We start from the raw sequence: 18,178 nt of genomic DNA on the forward strand, positions 1-18,178 counted from the left end.
CTCCCGATCCATGGCCCAGCCTGGATCAGCCGCAGTACGCTTTGCTCTTGTAACACTGCCTCCTACCACAGAGCCGTCAAACGACGGATCCACAAGAAACAGGAGATTTTATCGATGAGCAATTTTCTTCCCCGCACAGGCGCGCCCTTGCGTCGGCTTTTGCTGACCTGTGCCGTGCTTGGCCTGGCCGGCGGCGTCCAGGCGGCGACCTTGGATACCGTCAAAAGCAACAGCAGCATCCGGATCGGCTACGCCAACGAAACCCCGTTCGCCTTCACCGAAACCGACGGCACCGTGACCGGTGAATCGCCGGAAATCGCCAAGATCATCTTTGCCAAGATGGGCATCAAGCAGGTCAACGGCGTGCTGACTGAATGGGGCTCGCTGATTCCCGGCTTGCGCGCCGGCCGTTTCGACGTGATTGCCGCCGGCATGTACATCACCCCGGCGCGTTGCAAGCAGGTGTTGTTCACCGACCCGCAATACCAGTTGCCCGATGCCTTGCTCGTGGCCAAGGGCAACCCGAAAAACCTCCACAGTTATGAAGACATCGCCAAGCAACCGGACGTGAAGCTGGCGATCATGGCCGGCACGGTGAACCTGGCGTACGCTCGAGATTCCGGGGTCAAGGACGAGCAGATCCTCCAGGTTCCCGACACCACCGCACAGTTGCAAGCGGTGCGCGCCGGTCGCGCGGACGCCGCCGTCGGCACGCAACTGACCATGAAAGGCCTCGCCGGCAAAGGCGGCGAGAAGGTCGAGGCGATGACCGAATTCAAGGACGATCCGTCCCACATCGGTTACGGCGCCCTCGCCTTCCGCCCCGAAGACAAAGACCTGCGCGACGCGGTCAACGCCGAGCTGAAGAAATGGCTGGGCTCCGAAGAACACCTCAAGACGGTTGCGCCGTTCGGTTTCGACAAATCCAACGTGACCAGCAAAACCGCGGCCGAGCTCTGCGCTCAGCCATAGTCGAAACTGACGTGCCGAAACAGGCGTGACGCGCGCTGCGTGATGCCTGTTCCCCTGCTTCATCGGATATCGGGTCGAACCATGGGCGAATTACTTCCGTTATTGATTCAAGGGGCCTGGGTCACGCTGCAGGTGACCTTCTTCGGCTCGCTGCTGGCGATTGTCGCCGCGGTCTTGGCGGCCCTCGGGCGGCTGTCGCCGTGGCGCGCGCTGCGCTGGTTCAGCATCACCTACATCGAAGTCTTCCGTGGCACCTCGCTGTTGGTCCAGCTGTTCTGGCTGTTCTTCGTGTTGCCACTGCCGCCGTTCAACGTCGAACTGAGCCCCTACGCGGTGGCGATCGTCGGCCTGGGCCTGCACATCGGCGCTTATGGGGCCGAGGTCATGCGCGGTGCCATCAGCTCGGTGGCCAAGGGGCAATACGAAGCTTGCACGGCGCTGAATTTCAGTAGTTTCACGCGCTTCAAACGGATCATCTTGCCCCAGGCCTTGTTGGCAGCGATTCCGCCGGGCACCAACCTGCTCATCGAGCTGCTGAAAAACACCTCGCTGGTGTCGCTGATCACCTTGTCCGACCTGAGCTTCCGTGCCCGGCAACTGGACCAGGCGACCTTCCAGACCCTGGAGATCTTCAGCCTGGCCCTGGTGATGTATTTCATCCTCGCCCAAGCCATCAACTTCGGCATGCGCCACGTCGAGCGACGACTGAGCCGGGGCCGGATGCGTGGAGGTCTGTCATGACGCTGTTCGATTGGTCCTACGCCGCACACATCCTGCCGGACCTGCTGCGCGCCTCCCTCAACACCGTGGGCATTACCCTGATCGGCTTCCTGATCGCGATTGTCCTGGGGCTGTTCCTGGCGATTGGCCGGCGCAGTCGCACATTCTGGCTGTCGTGGCCGGCCGCCGCTGTGATCGAGTTCATCCGCAGCACGCCGCTGCTGATCCAGGTGTATTTCCTCTACTACGTACTGCCCAACTACGGCTTGAGCCTGACGGCCATGCAGGTCGGCATCCTCGGCATCGGCCTGCACTACGCCTGCTACATCGCCGAGGTCTATCGCAGTGGTCTCGACGCGGTGCCACGAGCGCAGTGGGAGGCGGTGACGGCATTGAACATCGCGCCGTACGACGCCTACCGCAACATCATCCTGCCCCAGGCGCTGCGACCGATCGTGCCGCCGCTGGGCAACTACCTGGTGGCGATGCTCAAGGACACGCCGGTGCTGTCGGCGATCACCGTGGTGGAAATCATGCAGCAGGCCAAGAATATCGGTTCCGAGAATTTCCGTTACCTGGAACCGATCACCATGGTCGGCCTGTTCTTCCTCGCCCTGAGCCTTGCCTTGGCCTATCTGGTACGGCGCCTTGAAACGCGCATGGAGCTACGCTAATGACTTTACCTCTGTCCACGCCCACCGATTTGTCCCGGCGCAGCACGCTGGCGTCGCAGCAGGAGGCCCCGGCCATGCAAGATCCCACACCGTCCCGGCCGATCGTGAGTTTCCAGGACGTGACCAAAAGCTATGGCAGCTTCACCGTGCTCGACCATCTGAACCTGGATGTCGCCCCCGGTGAAAAGGTCGCGATCATCGGCCCCAGCGGCTCGGGCAAGTCCACGCTGCTGCGGGTGTTGATGACCCTGGAAGGCATCAATCAGGGCCAGATCCGCGTAGAGGATGACTCCCTGACCCACATGCCCAACCGCAACGGCGTGCTGGTGCCGGCCAACGACCGACACATCCGCCGGGTGCGCGGCAAGATCGGCATGGTGTTCCAGAGTTTCAACCTGTTCCCCCACATGACGGCGCTGCAAAACGTGATCGAGGCGCCGGTGCAGGTGCTGGGCATGAACCCGAAAGAAGCCCGGGAGCGCGCCGCCGACCTGTTGGAACTGGTGGGGCTGGGCAACAAGCTCGACCATTATCCGTCGCAGTTGTCCGGCGGCCAGCAACAGCGGGTGGCGATTGCCCGGGCGCTGGCAATGCGGCCCAAGGTGATGCTGTTCGACGAAGTGACCTCGGCGCTTGACCCGGAGTTGTGCGGCGAAGTGCTGAATGTGATCCGCAAACTGGGGGCCGAACATAACCTGACGATGCTGATGGTGACCCACCAGATGGGCTTCGCCCGGGAGTTCGCCGACCGGGTGTGCTTTTTCTATAAAGGGCAGATTCACGAACAGGGCACTCCGGCGCAGATCTTCGAACATCCGCAACAAGAACGGACGTGCGCGTTTTTGAGTGCGGTGAAAGAGGCGAATTGATCCCATCAAATGAGCTGAGTACACCTTATTGTGGCGAGGGGATTTATCCCCGTTGGGCTGCGAAGCAGTCCTGAGCTCAAACACCTCGGTGTGTCAGTCCGATTGAGCGGACAGTTTGGGGGCTGCTTCGCAGCCCAGCGGGGATAAATCCCCTCACCACAGGGTTTGGTATCAGCCTGAAGGGAAATGGCAGCCATAAAAAAACGGGGACCATGTCTGCATGGCCCCCGTTTCATTTACTGCCCAGCGATCAAGGGTACTGCTGGTAAGTCTGCCCCTGCTGCTGCGGCGCCTCCTGATATTGCTGGCCGGGAATCGCCTTGAGGTTGACCTCGACACGACGGTTCTGCGCACGGCCATTGACGTCGGCGTTGCTGGCCACCGGGTTGTCCGGGCCGGCGCCACGGGCCGACAGGTTGGCACCGCTCACGCCCTGGGACGTCAGGTAGGTCGCCACGCTCTGCGCACGACGCTGGGACAGGTCCATGTTGTGCTGGCGGCTGCCGGTGCTGTCGGTGTAGCCGACGATTTCGATCTGGTTCTGGTTGAACTCCTTGAGGGAGTTGGCCAGGTTGTTCAGCGGCTGGTAGAAACTGGACGCGATGTTCGCCGAGTCGGTGGCGAAGGTGATGTTGCCCGGCATGATCAGCTTGATCTGGTCGCCCTGGCGCTGCACTTCAACGCCGGTATTGGCCATGCTGGCGCGCAGCTTCTTTTCCTGCTGGTCGGCGTAGTAGCCGTAACCGGCCGCAGAAGCCCCCACCACCGCTGCACCGATCAACGCGCCCTTGCCACGGTTATCGTGACCGATGGCCGCACCGGCCAACGCCCCCGCCAGTGCACCGAGGCCGCCATACTTGGCGGTTTTGCTCATGCCCGAAGATTCGGTAGAGGCCTGGCCCTGATTGTCATAGGGGTTAGGCGACGCACAGCCGGACAACAAGGCCACAGCAGTAGCGACAACGATCAAGCGACGCGAGGTGAACATGAAGATGCTCCTGGGTTTTCAGTCTGAATGCCAAAGTGTAGGCAATCGACTCTGGCAGGCGTTGGAACGCGGCAATCGTTAAAAATTCCGTCGCGCTGCGTTGCGCTTCGCCCGGCTGACCGATAAAAAACCGGCGTCCGGGCGAATGCCCCTCACCCCTGCGCCAGGCAGCGGCTCACGCCCCTGACAATCATCTCCACTTCCCGTCCATCGATCGTCAACGGCGGCAGCAGGCGGATGGTCTGGCCTCGAGTGATATTGATCAGCAGGCCGTGGTCCCGGGCGGCGCGAAGGGCCAGATCGCGGACCGGTTGCTTGAGTTCGATGCCGATCATCAACCCCTGGCCGCGGATCGCCAAGACATTCGGGGTGTCCGCCAACTCGATGCGCAGCCGGCTCAGCAATAGGTCGCCCTGGTGCCTGGCGTTGTCCACCAACGCTTGTTGCTCAATGATCTCCAGCACCGTGCAGCCGACCCGACAGGCCAGCGGATTACCGCCAAAGGTGCTGCCATGGCTGCCAGGGGTAAACAGCTCGGCCGCCTTGCCCCGCGCCAGGCAGGCACCAATGGGTACGCCATTGCCCAGGCCTTTGGCGAGGGTCATGACGTCCGGCACGATGCCCTCGTGCTGGAACGCGAACCATTGGCCAGTGCGACCGATGCCGGTCTGGATCTCGTCGAGCATCAACAACCAGGCGCGCCGGCTGCACAGTTCACGCAAGGCCTTGAGATAGCCCGGCGGTGCGAGTTGCACACCGCTTTCGCCCTGGATCGGTTCTACCAGTACTGCGACGATGCGCTCGGCATGAGCTTGCTGGATCGCTTCAAACGCCGCCAGATCGCCGAACGGCACCTTGATGAAATCCCCCGGCAACCGATTGAAACCCAGCCGCACGGACGGGCCGTCACTGGCGCACATCGTGCCCAAGGTGCGCCCATGGAACGCATTGTCCATGACCACTACCAACGGCTGTTCAATGCCTTTATGCCAACCATAGAGGCGCGCCAGTTTCAATGCGGTTTCGTTGGCCTCGGCGCCTGAGTTGTTGAAAAACGCCCGCTCCAGCCCAGACAGCTGGGTGAGCTTTTGCGCCAGGCGTTGTTGCCAATCGATGCTGTACAGGTTCGACGTGTGCAACAGCAGGCCGGCCTGCTCGCTGATGGCGGCCACCAACCGTGGGTGGGAATGGCCGACATTGGTCACCGCCACGCCCGCCACCGCATCGAGGTACTCGCGGCCATCCTGGTCCCACAGGCGCGTACCCAAACCATGGGTGAAACTCAGCGCCAGGGGTTGGTAAGTGGTCATCAGGCAGGCAGCGGTCATGGCATCAAGCTCCATTGGGTTGGTTTTTTCCAGTATGGTTAGCCACCAAGACTGGATAAACGCTGCTTTACTTCAATCATTTAAAAGCCGAGCTTGATAATGGACTTGTTCCAAGCAATGACCGTTTACGTGAAGGTAGTAGAAACCGGAAGCCTGACGGCGGCGGCCCAGGCGTGCGAAATGTCCACCACCATGGTGGGTAATCATCTTCGTGCACTGGAGCAACGTCTCGGCGTACGCCTGATCAACCGTACGACGCGGCGCCAGCGCCTGACTGAGTTTGGCTCGACCTACTACCAACGTTGCCTGGAAGTGCTGGGGCTGGTGGCCGATTCCGAGCGCCTGGCCGAACAGACCCAAGGCGAGCCCAGCGGCACCCTGCGCATCACCGCGCCGCTGACCTTTGGTACCGAACGCCTATCGCCGGCGCTGGCCGAATTCAGCCAGCGCTTCCCCCAGGTCAAGCTCGACGTGATGCTGACCAATCAGCGGCTGGACCTGCTCGAACATGGATTCGATGTCGCCATTCGCCTCGGCCATCCCGACCCGAAACTGATTGCCCGTCCGTTGGTGGACTACACCCTGACCATCTGCGCCTCCCCTGCCTACCTGGCCCGGCGCGGCACACCGGAACAACCGGCGGACCTGCAACGACACGACTGCCTGTCGTTCGCCTATTCGGCAGCAGACGAATGGCGCTTCGCCCAGGAACACTGGCCCATCAACGGCCCGGACGGCGAGATCAAGGTCCCGGTAAACGGACCGATGCTGATCAACAGCTCCTCGGGCCTGCATCGCGCCGCCTTGGCCGGGATGGGCGTGGTGATGCTGCCCGATGCGCTGGTGGCCCAGGACCTGAAGGATGGTCACCTGGTGGCGTTGTTGCAGGACTATCAGTTGCCCCATCGCCCAATGAGCCTGATGTACGCGCAGGACCGCTACCGTTTGCCGAAACTGCGCAGTTTTGTCGAGTTCGCACTGGAGAAATGGGGCAAACCCCAACCCAATGATGCTGTGGCGAGGGAATTTATCCCCGCTGGGTTGCGCAGCACCCCCAAGACTGTCGGTTCACATCGCAGGTGATGTCGGGTTTGATGATTTTTGGGGGGCCGCTACGCGCCCCTGCGGGGATAAATCCCCTCGCCACCAAAGCAAACCCCGTCTGAACATCCGCCGCTAGTTCCCCACTCCCCCCATCAGCTACTCTTCCTCCTTGGACGAGCATTTTGATATCAAGGTTGATGAGGAAACGATGATGGGAGATGCCTCGAACATCGATATGCTGCGGTTCGACCTGTCCGATCTGGACGAAGGCGTACTGCACACCATCCTGGAACTGGTCAGCGATGGCATCTGGGACTGGAATGCCAACACCGGCTTCGTCTACCGCAACCCCGGCTGGTACACGATGCTTGGCTACCTGCCTCATTCACTGGACAACAACGTGCTGACCTGGGAGAGCGTGATCCACCCGGATGACTATCCACGGGTCATGGCGTTGTTCGACGACTACCTGGAACAACGCTCCCACGGTTACCAGGCCGAATACCGCTGCCGCAAGCGCGATGGGGCCTACATCTGGATCGAGGATCGCGGCTACGTGATCGCCCGTAATCCGGACGGCACGGTGGCGCGCATGATCGGCGCCCATCGCAGTATCGACGACAAAAAGCGTCTGTTCGAACAACTGGAACAGCGTAACCAATCCCTGGAAGTCATCATTGAAGAACGCACCCGCGAACTGTCCCGGGTCAACCATCAGTTGCAGATCCAGCTCGACGAGAATCGCCGGCTTGCCGAAACCGATGCGCTGACGCGGGTCGCCAACCGTTATCGCCTGGACCAGGCACTGCCGCTGGCCTGTGAGCGGGCACAGCGTTTCCGCGAGCCGTTGTCGCTGATCGCCATGGACGTGGATGATTTCAAGGACATCAACGATCGCTACGGCCACGCCTTTGGCGACGCAGCGCTGGTGCAAGTGGTGCAGAGCGTCAAGCGTTGCCAGCGCGACGGCGATTTGCTGGTGCGCTGGGGCGGTGACGAATTCATCATGATCTTGCCCAATACCACCCTGGCCGACGCCCGCCTGCTGGCGGAAAGCATTCGCCGGGGTCTGTCCGACCTGCTGCCGGTGGGCGACTTCCAGATCACCATGAGTTTTGGCGTGGTGCAGCGACTCGAGAATGAACAGCACGCGACGTTGCTGCACCGGGCGGATCAGGCGCTGTATCGCTCCAAGATGTCGGGCAAGAATGTGATTTGTGAATGAACCGGGCCCAAAAAAGAATGCAGATATGAGGCGCTGGCAACGGTCATAGGCTGTATCCCTAGCAATCAGGCTTTCACCCTTGCCGATTCGATCCCCCTCCTTCCCACGCCTTTACCTGGGCTGCGCCGGCTGGTCGCTGCCCCGGGAGCACTGGCCGGCCTTTGCTGTCGACGGGACTCATTTGCAACGCTATAGCAGCCGATTCCCGGCCGTGGAAATCAACAGCTCGTTCTACCGCCCTCACCGTCCCGCCACGTATGCAAAGTGGGCAGCCAGCGTGGCCCGGAATTTTCGTTTCTCGGTCAAAGTGCCCAAGCAGATCACCCATGAACGGCGACTGATCGACTGCGAAGGACTTGTGGATGAATTCCTCGGGCAATGCTCGCAACTGGGAGAACAGCTTGGCTGCCTCTTGATTCAGTTGCCTCCGTCGCTGGCCTTCGATGCCGCGGTGGCCAGGGCGTTCTTCAAGGCCGTGCGAGACCGTTATCAGGGTTACGCAGTGCTTGAGCCGCGACACCCGAGCTGGCTCGAGCCCCAGGCCGCAGCGATGCTGCAAGACGAATGCATCGGCCGTGTCGCCGCCGATCCGTCCCCCTTGCCCGGCGGCGATCAACCCGCTGGCTGGCCTGGCATTCGCTACTACCGCTTGCACGGTTCTCCACGGATTTACTACTCAGCTTACGAAGACGCCTGGCTGGAGCGCCTCGCCCGAGCATTGAAAGCTGACCCCGACACGCCGACCTGGTGCATCTTCGACAACACCGCCAGCGGCGCCGCGACGAGCGATGCCTTGCGATTGATGGACCTGATGCACAACTGAAACCCGCTACCGACAACAAATGGTCAGCTGCTACCGGTCCGCCCGTGACAACACCGCCCGCGTCCAATAGATTAGGCGACCGGAAAAAAGCTCAATGCCTTTCTCGCCTCATCCCGCTAACAGAAGTAGTGAAATTTCAATGTCCGATTCCAACACCGCTGAATCCGTAGTCACCCTGTCGTCCAAAGCGGAATACGAAAACTCCATCAATCTTTCACAGCATCTGCCCCAGGCCAAAACCATCAGCGAAATGGTCCTCGATGCATTCCAGTCGAACCGCGAAAGCGACCAGATCCGCGAACTGCGCAACGCCATCCGCCAGGCTCACGATGCGTTCGACGACGACAAGGCCTACGAACTGATGGGCCAGCTCAAACAACTCAAAGACGCCGAAGCCGCCGATTTCGCGGCCCTGGAAGACCTGAGCAGCCGCTTCCCCATCAGCCGTATCCTCTCCAGCTACAAGGACGACCCGTCGTTTCAGGAACTGGTCTACGGCCTGGCCCTGAAAGTACTGAACCAGACCCATCAGGCCATCAGCAATCCGAGCGGCAGCAAGGGCAAGGCCTCACGCGCCAAGAAAGAAGCCGAAGTGTTTGTCATCAGCAAGGACGGCATCAGCGTCACCCTGCCCCTGCGCACACCACGCTCCAAGCCGAACGTCGACCGCGAGGCCTTCGAGTTCCTGGGCTTCAACTTCGTAGGCGAAGGCGACGAAGCCGAGCTGGAAAGCGAAACTTTCCTGGACAATGACGGCACCGAACAACAGGCCACCCGCAAAAGCATCGTCACCGCCCTGCAACAGCAGAAGGCATTCGACGGCTACAGCATCGCCCAGCAATAAGCCATCGCCCAACGATCGTTCCCACGCTCCGCGTGAGAATGCCTCCTCGGACGCTCCGCGTTCGGCTTCTTGGGACGCCGAGCGTCCCTGGCTGCATTCCCACGCAGAGCGTCCAGGCAACGCCCATGAAAAAGCCCCGCTCTTCTCTCAAAGGCGGGGCTTTTTCATGGGGATGAGGAGATCGTCTCAAACAGCTCCGAGCCGCTCGACCATGTCTGGAAATTTCTCGACCAGCCTGATCAGAAGAGCCGCCTGGGCATTGGGTTTGGACTTCTCCTGCTCCCAGTTCCTAAGGGTGCCAGGACTGGTCCTGATGCTCTTGGCAAAAACGGCCTGAGACATATGGAGCTTGTCGCGCAACGCTACGATTTCTTGCGCCGACACCTCGGGAACCGGTTTGTCTTCGATCGATATCTGGCGAAGGGTAATCTTGCCCTCACGGTGAGCAGCCATCTCCTCGACGCCTTGCATCATCTCGGCAAACAGATCACGTTTTTTCATAAGGTACCTCGCACTTTCAACTCTGCTTCTATGGCGCGCTTGAGCGTCTTCTCTTGCTCGGAGGTGAGGTTTTCCAACTCGTCCTTGTCATAAATCGCGAACATCCAGAACTGACGATCATTCATGAGCCAATAGTAAATGACTCGCAACCCACCTCGCTTCCCTTTGCCACGGCGTTCATCGAACCAGCGCAGCTTACGAAAGCCGCCGGTACGTGGCATGACGTCCCCGACCTCAGGATGCTGCAGCATATAGGACTGAAGCAGGCGATATTCATCGTCAGTCAGGTAATGGCCAACCGTGGCGGTGAACGTAGTCGTTTCAAAAAATAGGGTACGCATGGCAGAAACTATAGGCAAATTGCTTATAGTTCAACAAACCAAAATCTATTGCGACGAATGACAGCCAATCCATGCCCCACCTAGACAAAAAACCCCGCGCTTCTCTCGAAGGCGGGGCTTTTCGTGCAGCTTCTGAAGCTTAAGGCGCGTACGTCAGCAGCAGCTCACTCGGCACTTTGAAGTCCAGGGACATCATGACGCTCAGGGCGGTGATGGTGAAGATCGAGAACACGAACAGCTTGCGTGCCCAGACCGTGTCGTCCACCGCCTTGTAGCCGGTCCAGGCCATGTACAGCCAGTACATGCCCATGGCGGCGGCGACGGCGAGGTAGCTCATGCCGGCGTAACCGCTGAAAGTCAGCATCAAGGTCGCCACCAGGAAGGCCAGGATGTAGAGCAGGATGTGCTTCTTGGCCACGCGGATGCCGCGCTTGACCGGCAACACCGGAATCGACGCTGCCAGATAGTCATTGAAGCGGAAGATCGCAATGGCGTAGGAATGCGGCATCTGCCACAGGCTGAACATCACCAGCAGCGTCAGCGCCGCCATGTCGAAGCTGTTGCTCACCGCCACGTAGCCGATCACCGGCGGCATCGCCCCCGACAGGCTGCCCACCAGCGTGCCGTGGACCGACTTGCGCTTGAGGTACAGGCTGTAGAGGCCGACGTAGATGACAAAACCGATCACCGCGAACAGCGCCGCCAACGGATTGGCCACCCAGTACAACAGCGCCACACCGGCCACGCCCAGCACCGTGGCGAATGCCAGGGCCAGTTGCACCGGAATCAGGCCTTGGACCAGCGCCCGATTCTTGGTGCGCTCCATCTTGATGTCGATATCGCGGTCGATGCAGTTGTTGAACACGCAACCGGACGCCACCACCAGGGAAGTGCCGATCATCGCCGCCAGGAAGATGGCCAGATCGACATGCCCTTTCGAGGCCAGGAAAAACCCGCCTGCCACAGAAAGCACGTTACCGAAAATGATCCCCGGCTTGGTGATTTGGATAAAGTGCTTCAGGGACATCCGGACTTTCCTCAGTGCGCCATCATGTTGGTGTGGATGCTGAACATGATCCACAACGACAGGCCGACCAGCAGGACAATCACGATCGCGGCAAAGACAAACGCGACCACGTTGTTACGTTGGGCGGCGGAGCGGTCCAGGTGCAGGAAGTACACCAGGTGCACCAATACCTGGACCACGGCGAAGATCAGGATGATCCACAGGGTCAGGCTCTTGGGCAGCGACGGGTACATCACCAGGCCGAACGGAATGACGGTCAGGATCACCGACAGGATGAAACCGATGGCGTAGGACTTGACGCTGCCGTGGCCGGCGTCGTGGCCATCATGGGAATGTGCGTTAGCCATTTACAGGGTCCCCATCAGATAAACAACGGTGAATACGCAGATCCACACCACGTCCAGGAAGTGCCAGAACAGGCTCAGGCAGCTCAGGCGCGTCTTGTTGGTGGCGGTCAGGCCGTTTTTGTGGACCTGGTACATCATGATCGCCATCCAGATCAGGCCGCTGGTCACGTGCAGGCCGTGGGTGCCGACCAGGGTGAAGAACCCAGACAGGAAACCGCTGCGGCTAGGACCGAAGCCTTCGGAGATCAGGATGTGGAACTCGTTGATCTCCATGCCGATGAAGCCGGCACCGAACAGGAAGGTCATGGCCAGCCAACCCAGTACCTGGGTTTTCTTGCCCTTGAACAACGCCAGCATGGCGAAGCCGTAGGTGATCGAGCTGAACAGCAGCAGCGCGGTTTCGCCCAGTACGTACGGCAGTTCGAAGATGTCGTGGCCCGATGGGCCACCGGCGACGTTGTTAACCAGCACCGCGTACGCTGCGAAGATCGACGCAAACAGAATGCAGTCGGTCATCAGGTAGAGCCAGAAACCGAATACGGTCATCTCGCCCGAATCGTGGTGATGGTCATCGTGCCCATGGTCATGACCATGGGCGTGTCCAACAGTGGTCACTAAGTTCGACATGGTTTAAGCCTGTTCCAACGAGGTTTCAACACGGGTGGCGTTTGCGGGGACTTTCCCGGCCGCGACCAGACGTTTGTGCTGCTCGGCTTCGATGCGCTCGATGACATCCACCGGCACCATGTAGCCCTGATCGTCACGGGCAGCATGGATAGCGAAATACACCACGGTGCCGACCAGGCTGGCGATGGCCAGCCACCAGATGTGCCAGATCATCGCGAAACCGAACACGGTCAGCAGCGCGCCCATGACCACACCGGTAGCCGTGTTGTTGGGCATGTGGATCGGCTCGTACTTGGCCGGGACCGGGTACGCGGTACCGTTTTCCTTGGCTTCGGTGAACGGGTCGATGACGTCTGCTTTTGGCAGCACGGCGAAGTTGTAGAACGGCGGTGGCGAAGAGGTCGACCATTCCAGGGTATGGGCATTCCACGGGTCGCCGTGTTCGCACATGTTCTCTGGCTTGTTGCGATCGCGCACGCTGACATACAACTGGATCAGCTGGCAGGCGATACCAACAGCGATCATCACCGCACCGAACATGGCGACGTACAGGTACGGCACCCACTCAGGGTTGGTGGTGGTGTTCAGGCGACGGGTCATGCCCATGAAGCCCAGTACATAGAGCGGCATGAACGCGACGAAGAAGCCGGTGATCCAGAACCAGAACGCTGCCTTGCCCCAGCCCTCGTGCAGCTTGAAGCCGAAGGCTTTCGGGAAGTAGAAGGCGAAGCCGGCGATGTAGCCGAACACCGCACCGCCGATGATCACGTTGTGGAAGTGCGCGATCACGAACAGGCTGTTGTGCAACACGAAGTCAGCACCCGGGATGGCCAGCAATACGCCGGTCATGCCGCCGATGGCGAAGGTCACCATGAAGCCCAGGGTCCACATCACGTGGCTGGTGAAACGCAGACGGCCCTGGTAGATGGTGAACAGCCAGTTGAACAGCTTCACCCCCGTCGGGATCGAAATCAGCATCGTCGCCAGGCCGAAGAAGGCGTTGACGCTGGCACCCGAGCCCATGGTGAAGAAGTGGTGCAGCCAGACCATGAAGCCCAGTACCGAGATCGCGCCGGAAGCGTAGATCATCGAGTGGTGGCCAAACAGTTTCTTGCCGGAGAAGGTCGAGATGACTTCGGAGAAAATCCCGAACGCTGGCAGGATCAGGATGTACACCTCAGGGTGACCCCAAGCCCAGAACAGGTTGACGTACATCATCGGATTTCCACCCAGTTCATTGGTGAAAATGTGGAAATCCATGTAGCGGTCAAGCGTCAGCAGGGCCAGGGTGGCGGTGAGGATCGGGAAGGAAGCGACGATCAGCACGTTGGCCCAGGTGCAGGTCCAGGTGAAGATCGGCATGTCCATCAGCTTCATGCCCGGGGTACGCATCTTCACCACGGTGGCGAGGAAGTTGACCCCCGTCAGCGTCGTACCCAATCCGGAAAGCTGTAGCGCCCAGATGTAGTAATCCATCCCCACGCCCGGACTGTATTGCAGGCCCGACAGCGGCGGATAGGCAACCCAGCCGGTCTTGGCGAACTCACCAACGCCCAGGGACAGGTTGATCAGCACCACGCCGGACACCAGCAACCAGAAGCTCAAGGAGTTCAGGAACGGGAAGGCCACGTCACGGGCGCCGATCTGCAGCGGCACTGCGAGGTTCATCAGGCCGGTGAAGAAGGGCATCGCCATGAAGATGATCATGATCACACCGTGGGCGGTGAAGATCTGGTCATAGTGTTCAGGCGGCAGGTAGCCAGGCGAACCCTCGGTGGCCATGGCCAGCTGGGTACGCATCATGATGGCGTCGGCAAAACCACGCAGCAGCATGACCATGGCGACAATGATGTACATCACGCCGATTTTCTTGTGGTCGACCGAGGTCAGCCACTCGGTCCACAGGTAGGTCCACTTCTTGAAATAAGTGATGCCTGCAAACAATGCCAGACCACCGAGCGCGATGATGGCGAGGGTCACCATGACAATCGGCTCGTGGAACGGGATCGCTTCCCAACTTAATTTACCAAACATCGTTTACTCCTCTGCCCCGGCAGCTGAATGCGAGCTCATGTCCATCCCTTCCATGTTGTGAGCCACTTCCTTCTCGTTCTTCTCGTGGTGCATCGGCTTGCCCGGATTCATCCCTTCATACTTGTCGATGATGGTCTGGAACAGGTTCGGCGTAACCGACGAGTAGAGTTCGACTGGGTTGTTCTGGCTCGGCTTGGAAAGGGCTTCGTATTCAGCTTTTTCAAGCTGTTTAGGTGCCTTCTTCACATCGTTGACCCAGGCGTCGAAATCTTCCTGGGTCGTGGCGATTGCTTTGAACTTCATGCCGGTAAAGCCCGCGCCGCTGTAGTTGGCGGAGATACCGTCGAGTTCGGCGTTCTGGTTGGCGATCAGGTGCAGCTTGGTCTGCATGCCCGCCATCGCGTAGATCTGGCCGCCCAGGCCCGGGATGAAGAACGAGTTCATCACGGTGTCGGAAGTGACCTTGAAATTGATCGGCGTGTGGGCCGGGAACACGATCTTGTTGACCGTGGCGATGCCTTGTTCCGGGTAGATGAACAGCCACTTCCAGTCCATGGAGACCACTTCAATGGTGATCGGCTTGACGTCCGAATCCAGCGGACGATAGGGGTCCAGGGCGTGGGTCGACTTGTAGGTGATGTAACCCAGGGCAATGATGATCAGCACCGGGATGGTCCACACCGCCACTTCGATCTTGGTCGAGTGCGACCACTTCGGCGTGTAGGTGGCATTGGTATTGGTTGCGCGGTACTTCCAGGCGAACAGGAAGGTCATGACGATGACCGGCACAACGACCAGCAACATCAGCAGCGTAGCGGTGATGATCAGGTTTCGTTCGTCCAGGCCGACCTGGCCCTTGGGATCGAGCAAGGTCATGTTGCAGCCTCCCAGCAGCAACGTGCCGAGCAGCGGCAACAAGCCTAGTAATCGGGGGTACCTGTTTTTACTCATCTCACGACCTCTAAAGCAGCTTGCGCAATGCAGTTGGGTTTTGATCGCCAACACTTCACCCTGCCAAGGGTTGGCATTTTCTTGGATTGAATAAGGGCTGCCCGTCGAACGTCAGCGGCAGTTCGACACATCCTGGGCCAGCAGTGAGTTCTTATTCGTTGGTCAAAGGCCTAGTTCAAGCCCAATTCCATTTGGTGCGGGTAGTTGGAGGCACCGACACCTGGGGTCGCATGGGGCGCTGGCGCCCTTCGACCACTCTCGTGCTCAAGCTTGAGCCGGGTCGGAAAATCGGTGCGGGCGATTGTAGTGAGCTGACGCGCTGTAGACCATGTCTCATCTCGAAATAATTTTTATCCGATCCGGCAACAATCTCTTGCCGATATTGCAACGAGCCAGCATGTTATCGAAATTCATTCTCAACAAGAACCCCAAAAAACGTAGGCCTACTACGCCCGATTTAGACAGCTCGAGAGGATCATCAAGAGGTTTTTTGCCCGGCAAGCGCCCAGTTTTCGGGGCCTGCGGCGCCTGACGCGGCGCTGTTAAAAATGCCTGCTGCAGGCGATACCCTGATTGCGAAACCAGACATTTTTTTGTTACAGGAAAGCGTGCTTTATCTCCCTCGCAAGGGCTGAGCGCCGCAAGATATGTGACAACGTGTCGCACATTGCCGCAGGTCATTCTTGCCTCGGATCAAGGACGCTCCGGCTTGAGCGTGAAACGTGAAACGCCCCGGCTCTCCAGAAGAGAACCGGGGCGTTTCATCGAGGCGTTTCAGCGAAGCGGTTTGCGGTTACGTGACACCAGCAACGGCACCAGCACCACTGTCAACACAAAGGCCACCAGTGCCCACTGTGCCAGGGACAGCCCCAGGATCGGTGGGTAGGGGGTGGAGCAAAAGCCGTCGACCTGGAATCCCAAGGGAAAGATCTTCGCCAACGGCAGGTCATCGACAATCGGTTGCAACACGTCGATGCCGCAACTGACCGCCGGGAAGAACTGGGTGTACACGTGATGCCCCGCCACACCGGCACCGGCCAGGGCGCTGAGCACCACGAGGCCTTCGAAGATCGTCAGGCTGCGGCGGGTGCGCATGGCGGCACCGATGAAGGCGAAGATTGCGATCAGCAACAGCGCATAGCGTTGCAAGATACACAGCGGGCACGGCGCCTCACCGAGGGCCACCTGCATATACAGCGCACCGCCAATCAGCGCCAGGCAGATCAGCCCCAGCAGCACCAGATAGCGCCGCTCACGCCCTAACCGCATCATTTCCTCACTCATTGCGTTTCCCTTTGTCTGCATGGATCGACGCGCGGCACGGCAACATTCGGGCGCGCGGTCGGATGCCCGAAGTCTACACGCAGACCATGACAGTGAACGAGCAGCGGGCGTCGACATTGAAGGGGAATAGACCGCAAGAAGGTTAAGTGCGGATTAATTCTGGCAGTTGGACAAGGATGGACCTGCCGCCGCCATCGCGAGCAGGCTTGCTCGCGAAAGCGATGGGTCAGCTTGCATCAATGTTGGATGTGCCGCCGTCTTCACGAGCAAGCCCGCTCGCACAAGGGATCTGTGGCGGGCGTGGAGACCTTATTCCAGCGCTGCCGCCGGGCCGAAGAATTCGTAACGGCTCTGCTGCTCCGGCACGCCCAAGGCCTTGAGGTGACGCTTGACGGCACCCATGAAGCCCTTCGGGCCGAGGAAATAGGCGTCCACGTCACGTTGCTGCGGCAGCCATTGCGCCAGTTGTTCCTGGCTCAGCAGCCCCACCTTGTCGGCCGCCGGGCTCAAGCCGTCGTCTTCGTCGTAGCAATAGAAGCGCTTGAGCTGCGGATGCCGCTTGGCCAGGTCGTCGATCCAGTCGCGGAAGGCATGGGCACGGCCGTTGCGCGCGCAATGAATGAAATGCACCGGCCGCTCGGTTTGCAGCGCCGCCTGCAACATGGCCAGGGTCGGTGTGATGCCGACGCCGCCACTGATCAGCACCAGCGGTTTGTCGCTGGCAGTCAGGTAGAAATCCCCGGACGGCGGGAACAACTGGATGCGGCTGCCGACGTCGAAATGATGATGCAGGTGGTTGGACACCCGCCCGCCCGGCTCGCGCTTGACGCTGATACGGTATTGACCGTTGTCCGCCAGGGCTGACAATGAGTAGTTGCGGCGTACTTCCTCGCCATCGAGCATGAGCTTCATGCCGATGTACTGGCCCGGCTCGGCCAACAGGATCGGGCCCTTGTCCGCCGGTTCAAAGTAAAACGAAGTGATCTCCGAGCTTTCCTGGACCTTGGCTGTCAGGATGAATTCACGCTCGCCACGCCAGCCGCCCGGCGCCTGGGCCTTCTTGTCGTACATGCCAGCTTCGGCGCCGATCAAGATATCGGCCAACTGGTTGTAGGCTGCGCCCCACGCCGCAATCACTTCGGGTGTGGCGATCTCCGCGCCCAGCACTTCGGCGATTGCTCGCAGCAGGCACGCACCGACAATCGGGTAATGTTCCGGCAGGATCTGCAGGGCAACGTGCTTGTTGACGATCTTCGCCACCAGGTCGCCCAATTGATCGAGTTGGTCAATGTGCCGCGCATACATCAACACACCGTTGGCCAAAGCCCGCGGCTGATCGCCACTGGCCTGGTGAGCCTGGTTGAACAACGGGCGTACCTGCGGGTATTCGGACAGCATCATGCGATAGAAGTGAGTGATCAGCGCCTCACCACCACTTTCAAGCAACGGAACGGTGGAACGAATGATGGCGCGTTCTTCTCGACTGAGCATAAGGTGACTCCTGGCGTATGACCGATAACAGTTAGGTAAGTCTTATCAGTTTCCATGCCATTAATTTTTTTATTGAATATCAGTCAGT

General features: G+C 59.7%; 19 protein-coding genes and 1 pseudogene. 8 read left to right on the forward strand and 12 right to left on the reverse strand.

The genetic code is table 11. The annotated features are described in order from the left end of the window. Nucleotides 1-114: 114 nt before the first annotated feature. The 4 genes from ehuB (at nucleotide 115) to ehuA (ending at nucleotide 3,235) form a co-directional block, all read left to right on the forward strand. Nucleotides 115-972 carry an ectoine/hydroxyectoine ABC transporter substrate-binding protein EhuB gene (ehuB, locus tag BM300_RS10875; RefSeq protein ID WP_092223713.1) on the forward strand — a complete coding sequence of 286 codons (858 nt, stop codon included), beginning with the start codon at nucleotides 115-117 and terminating at the stop codon, nucleotides 970-972. Nucleotides 973-1,053: 81 nt separating this feature from the next. Beyond that, nucleotides 1,054-1,713, forward strand: a complete 660-nt coding sequence (gene ehuC, locus BM300_RS10880) for an ectoine/hydroxyectoine ABC transporter permease subunit EhuC (protein ID WP_092149462.1) — start codon at nucleotides 1,054-1,056, stop codon at nucleotides 1,711-1,713. Then, nucleotides 1,710-2,366: an ectoine/hydroxyectoine ABC transporter permease subunit EhuD gene (ehuD, locus tag BM300_RS10885; RefSeq protein ID WP_092462854.1), complete on the forward strand. Its 657-nt coding sequence runs from the start codon at nucleotides 1,710-1,712 to the stop codon at nucleotides 2,364-2,366. Before ehuC ends, ehuD begins: the two co-directional genes overlap by 4 nt. Next, on the forward strand, nucleotides 2,366-3,235 hold the full coding sequence (gene ehuA / locus BM300_RS10890; RefSeq protein ID WP_371914657.1) for an ectoine/hydroxyectoine ABC transporter ATP-binding protein EhuA: 870 nt from the start codon (nucleotides 2,366-2,368) through the stop codon (nucleotides 3,233-3,235). Before ehuD ends, ehuA begins: the two co-directional genes overlap by 1 nt. 250 nt (nucleotides 3,236-3,485) lie before the next feature. Here ehuA and BM300_RS10895 read toward each other — a convergent pair whose 3' ends face one another. Further along, nucleotides 3,486-4,223, reverse strand: coding sequence for a YiaD family glycine zipper/OmpA-like lipoprotein (locus tag BM300_RS10895; protein ID WP_063324469.1), 738 nt, complete (start codon nucleotides 4,221-4,223; stop codon nucleotides 3,486-3,488). Between the two features lie 152 nt (nucleotides 4,224-4,375). After that, the gene (locus BM300_RS10900; RefSeq protein ID WP_092149456.1) at nucleotides 4,376-5,551 is read right to left on the reverse strand and encodes an aspartate aminotransferase family protein; all 1,176 of its coding nucleotides are present in this window, start codon (nucleotides 5,549-5,551) and stop codon (nucleotides 4,376-4,378) included. A 99-nt stretch (nucleotides 5,552-5,650) separates the two neighbouring features. Between BM300_RS10900 and BM300_RS10905 the strand changes: the two are divergent. The 4 genes and pseudogenes from BM300_RS10905 to BM300_RS10920 form a co-directional block, all read left to right on the forward strand. Further along, nucleotides 5,651-6,547: pseudogene (locus BM300_RS10905) on the forward strand (LysR family transcriptional regulator); the annotation flags it as partial. Nucleotides 6,548-6,806: 259 nt separating this feature from the next. Next, entirely contained in the window at nucleotides 6,807-7,820 is a 1,014-nt protein-coding gene (locus BM300_RS10910) for a sensor domain-containing diguanylate cyclase (protein ID WP_092223715.1), read from the forward strand. Between the two features lie 79 nt (nucleotides 7,821-7,899). After that, nucleotides 7,900-8,643 (forward strand): DUF72 domain-containing protein, encoded by a 744-nt coding sequence (locus tag BM300_RS10915; protein WP_092462856.1) that lies wholly within the window; start codon nucleotides 7,900-7,902, stop codon nucleotides 8,641-8,643. Nucleotides 8,644-8,782: 139 nt separating this feature from the next. After that, nucleotides 8,783-9,487 carry a hypothetical protein gene (locus BM300_RS10920; RefSeq protein ID WP_072348620.1) on the forward strand — a complete coding sequence of 235 codons (705 nt, stop codon included), beginning with the start codon at nucleotides 8,783-8,785 and terminating at the stop codon, nucleotides 9,485-9,487. Nucleotides 9,488-9,673: 186 nt separating this feature from the next. Here the strand turns inward: BM300_RS10920 and BM300_RS10925 are convergent, their stop codons facing one another. The 10 genes from BM300_RS10925 to hmpA all read right to left on the reverse strand — a co-directional run bounded on the left by BM300_RS10925 (nucleotide 9,674) and on the right by hmpA (nucleotide 18,090). Continuing rightward, nucleotides 9,674-9,988 (reverse strand): helix-turn-helix domain-containing protein, encoded by a 315-nt coding sequence (locus BM300_RS10925; RefSeq protein ID WP_063324464.1) that lies wholly within the window; start codon nucleotides 9,986-9,988, stop codon nucleotides 9,674-9,676. After that, nucleotides 9,985-10,329, reverse strand: a complete 345-nt coding sequence (locus BM300_RS10930; protein ID WP_092223719.1) for a toxin — start codon at nucleotides 10,327-10,329, stop codon at nucleotides 9,985-9,987. Before BM300_RS10930 ends, BM300_RS10925 begins: the two co-directional genes overlap by 4 nt. 139 nt (nucleotides 10,330-10,468) lie before the next feature. Then, nucleotides 10,469-11,356, reverse strand: a complete 888-nt coding sequence (gene cyoE, locus BM300_RS10935; RefSeq protein ID WP_003178131.1) for a heme o synthase — start codon at nucleotides 11,354-11,356, stop codon at nucleotides 10,469-10,471. 11 nt (nucleotides 11,357-11,367) lie between these two features. Continuing rightward, on the reverse strand, nucleotides 11,368-11,703 hold the full coding sequence (gene cyoD / locus BM300_RS10940) for a cytochrome o ubiquinol oxidase subunit IV (RefSeq protein WP_014340102.1): 336 nt from the start codon (nucleotides 11,701-11,703) through the stop codon (nucleotides 11,368-11,370). Further along, nucleotides 11,704-12,330, reverse strand: a complete 627-nt coding sequence (locus tag BM300_RS10945) for a cytochrome o ubiquinol oxidase subunit III (protein WP_063324462.1) — start codon at nucleotides 12,328-12,330, stop codon at nucleotides 11,704-11,706. Between the two features lie 3 nt (nucleotides 12,331-12,333). Continuing rightward, nucleotides 12,334-14,364 (reverse strand): cytochrome o ubiquinol oxidase subunit I, encoded by a 2,031-nt coding sequence (gene cyoB / locus BM300_RS10950; RefSeq protein ID WP_092149448.1) that lies wholly within the window; start codon nucleotides 14,362-14,364, stop codon nucleotides 12,334-12,336. Nucleotides 14,365-14,367: 3 nt separating this feature from the next. Beyond that, entirely contained in the window at nucleotides 14,368-15,315 is a 948-nt protein-coding gene (gene cyoA, locus BM300_RS10955) for a ubiquinol oxidase subunit II (protein ID WP_057451773.1), read from the reverse strand. Between the two features lie 333 nt (nucleotides 15,316-15,648). Continuing rightward, nucleotides 15,649-15,996 carry a hypothetical protein gene (locus BM300_RS30150; protein WP_139199636.1) on the reverse strand — a complete coding sequence of 116 codons (348 nt, stop codon included), beginning with the start codon at nucleotides 15,994-15,996 and terminating at the stop codon, nucleotides 15,649-15,651. A 93-nt stretch (nucleotides 15,997-16,089) separates the two neighbouring features. After that, nucleotides 16,090-16,599 carry a disulfide bond formation protein B gene (locus BM300_RS10965; RefSeq protein ID WP_033062546.1) on the reverse strand — a complete coding sequence of 170 codons (510 nt, stop codon included), beginning with the start codon at nucleotides 16,597-16,599 and terminating at the stop codon, nucleotides 16,090-16,092. 309 nt (nucleotides 16,600-16,908) lie between these two features. Beyond that, a complete protein-coding gene (gene hmpA / locus BM300_RS10970) occupies nucleotides 16,909-18,090 on the reverse strand; it encodes an NO-inducible flavohemoprotein (RefSeq protein WP_092223721.1) in 1,182 nt (393 codons plus the stop codon). Nucleotides 18,091-18,178: the final 88 nt, after the last annotated feature.

The sequence above is a fragment of the Pseudomonas sp. NFACC46-3 genome, assembly GCF_900114515.1.
In the GTDB taxonomy this organism is placed as follows: Bacteria; Pseudomonadota; Gammaproteobacteria; order Pseudomonadales; family Pseudomonadaceae; genus Aquipseudomonas; species Aquipseudomonas fluorescens_Q.

Bases quoted from the DNA above. Each gene is read 5' to 3' on its own strand.
- ehuA (WP_371914657.1), top strand. From the start codon at position 2,366: ATGACTTTACCTCTGTCCACGCCCACCGATTTGTCCCGGCGCAGCACG.
- BM300_RS30150 (WP_139199636.1), bottom strand. From the start codon at position 15,996: ATGACCTGCGGCAATGTGCGACACGTTGTCACATATCTTGCGGCGCTC.
- cyoD (WP_014340102.1), bottom strand. From the start codon at position 11,703: ATGGCTAACGCACATTCCCATGATGGCCACGACGCCGGCCACGGCAGC.
- BM300_RS10900 (WP_092149456.1), bottom strand. From the start codon at position 5,551: ATGACCGCTGCCTGCCTGATGACCACTTACCAACCCCTGGCGCTGAGT.
- ehuB (WP_092223713.1), top strand. From the start codon at position 115: ATGAGCAATTTTCTTCCCCGCACAGGCGCGCCCTTGCGTCGGCTTTTG.
- ehuC (WP_092149462.1), top strand. From the start codon at position 1,054: ATGGGCGAATTACTTCCGTTATTGATTCAAGGGGCCTGGGTCACGCTG.
- BM300_RS10895 (WP_063324469.1), bottom strand. From the start codon at position 4,223: ATGTTCACCTCGCGTCGCTTGATCGTTGTCGCTACTGCTGTGGCCTTG.
- cyoB (WP_092149448.1), bottom strand. From the start codon at position 14,364: ATGTTTGGTAAATTAAGTTGGGAAGCGATCCCGTTCCACGAGCCGATT.
- BM300_RS10910 (WP_092223715.1), top strand. From the start codon at position 6,807: ATGGGAGATGCCTCGAACATCGATATGCTGCGGTTCGACCTGTCCGAT.
- BM300_RS10945 (WP_063324462.1), bottom strand. From the start codon at position 12,330: ATGTCGAACTTAGTGACCACTGTTGGACACGCCCATGGTCATGACCAT.
- hmpA (WP_092223721.1), bottom strand. From the start codon at position 18,090: ATGCTCAGTCGAGAAGAACGCGCCATCATTCGTTCCACCGTTCCGTTG.
- ehuD (WP_092462854.1), top strand. From the start codon at position 1,710: ATGACGCTGTTCGATTGGTCCTACGCCGCACACATCCTGCCGGACCTG.
- BM300_RS10925 (WP_063324464.1), bottom strand. From the start codon at position 9,988: ATGAAAAAACGTGATCTGTTTGCCGAGATGATGCAAGGCGTCGAGGAG.
- BM300_RS10930 (WP_092223719.1), bottom strand. From the start codon at position 10,329: ATGCGTACCCTATTTTTTGAAACGACTACGTTCACCGCCACGGTTGGC.
- BM300_RS10965 (WP_033062546.1), bottom strand. From the start codon at position 16,599: ATGAGTGAGGAAATGATGCGGTTAGGGCGTGAGCGGCGCTATCTGGTG.
- cyoE (WP_003178131.1), bottom strand. From the start codon at position 11,356: ATGTCCCTGAAGCACTTTATCCAAATCACCAAGCCGGGGATCATTTTC.
- BM300_RS10920 (WP_072348620.1), top strand. From the start codon at position 8,783: ATGTCCGATTCCAACACCGCTGAATCCGTAGTCACCCTGTCGTCCAAA.
- cyoA (WP_057451773.1), bottom strand. From the start codon at position 15,315: ATGAGTAAAAACAGGTACCCCCGATTACTAGGCTTGTTGCCGCTGCTC.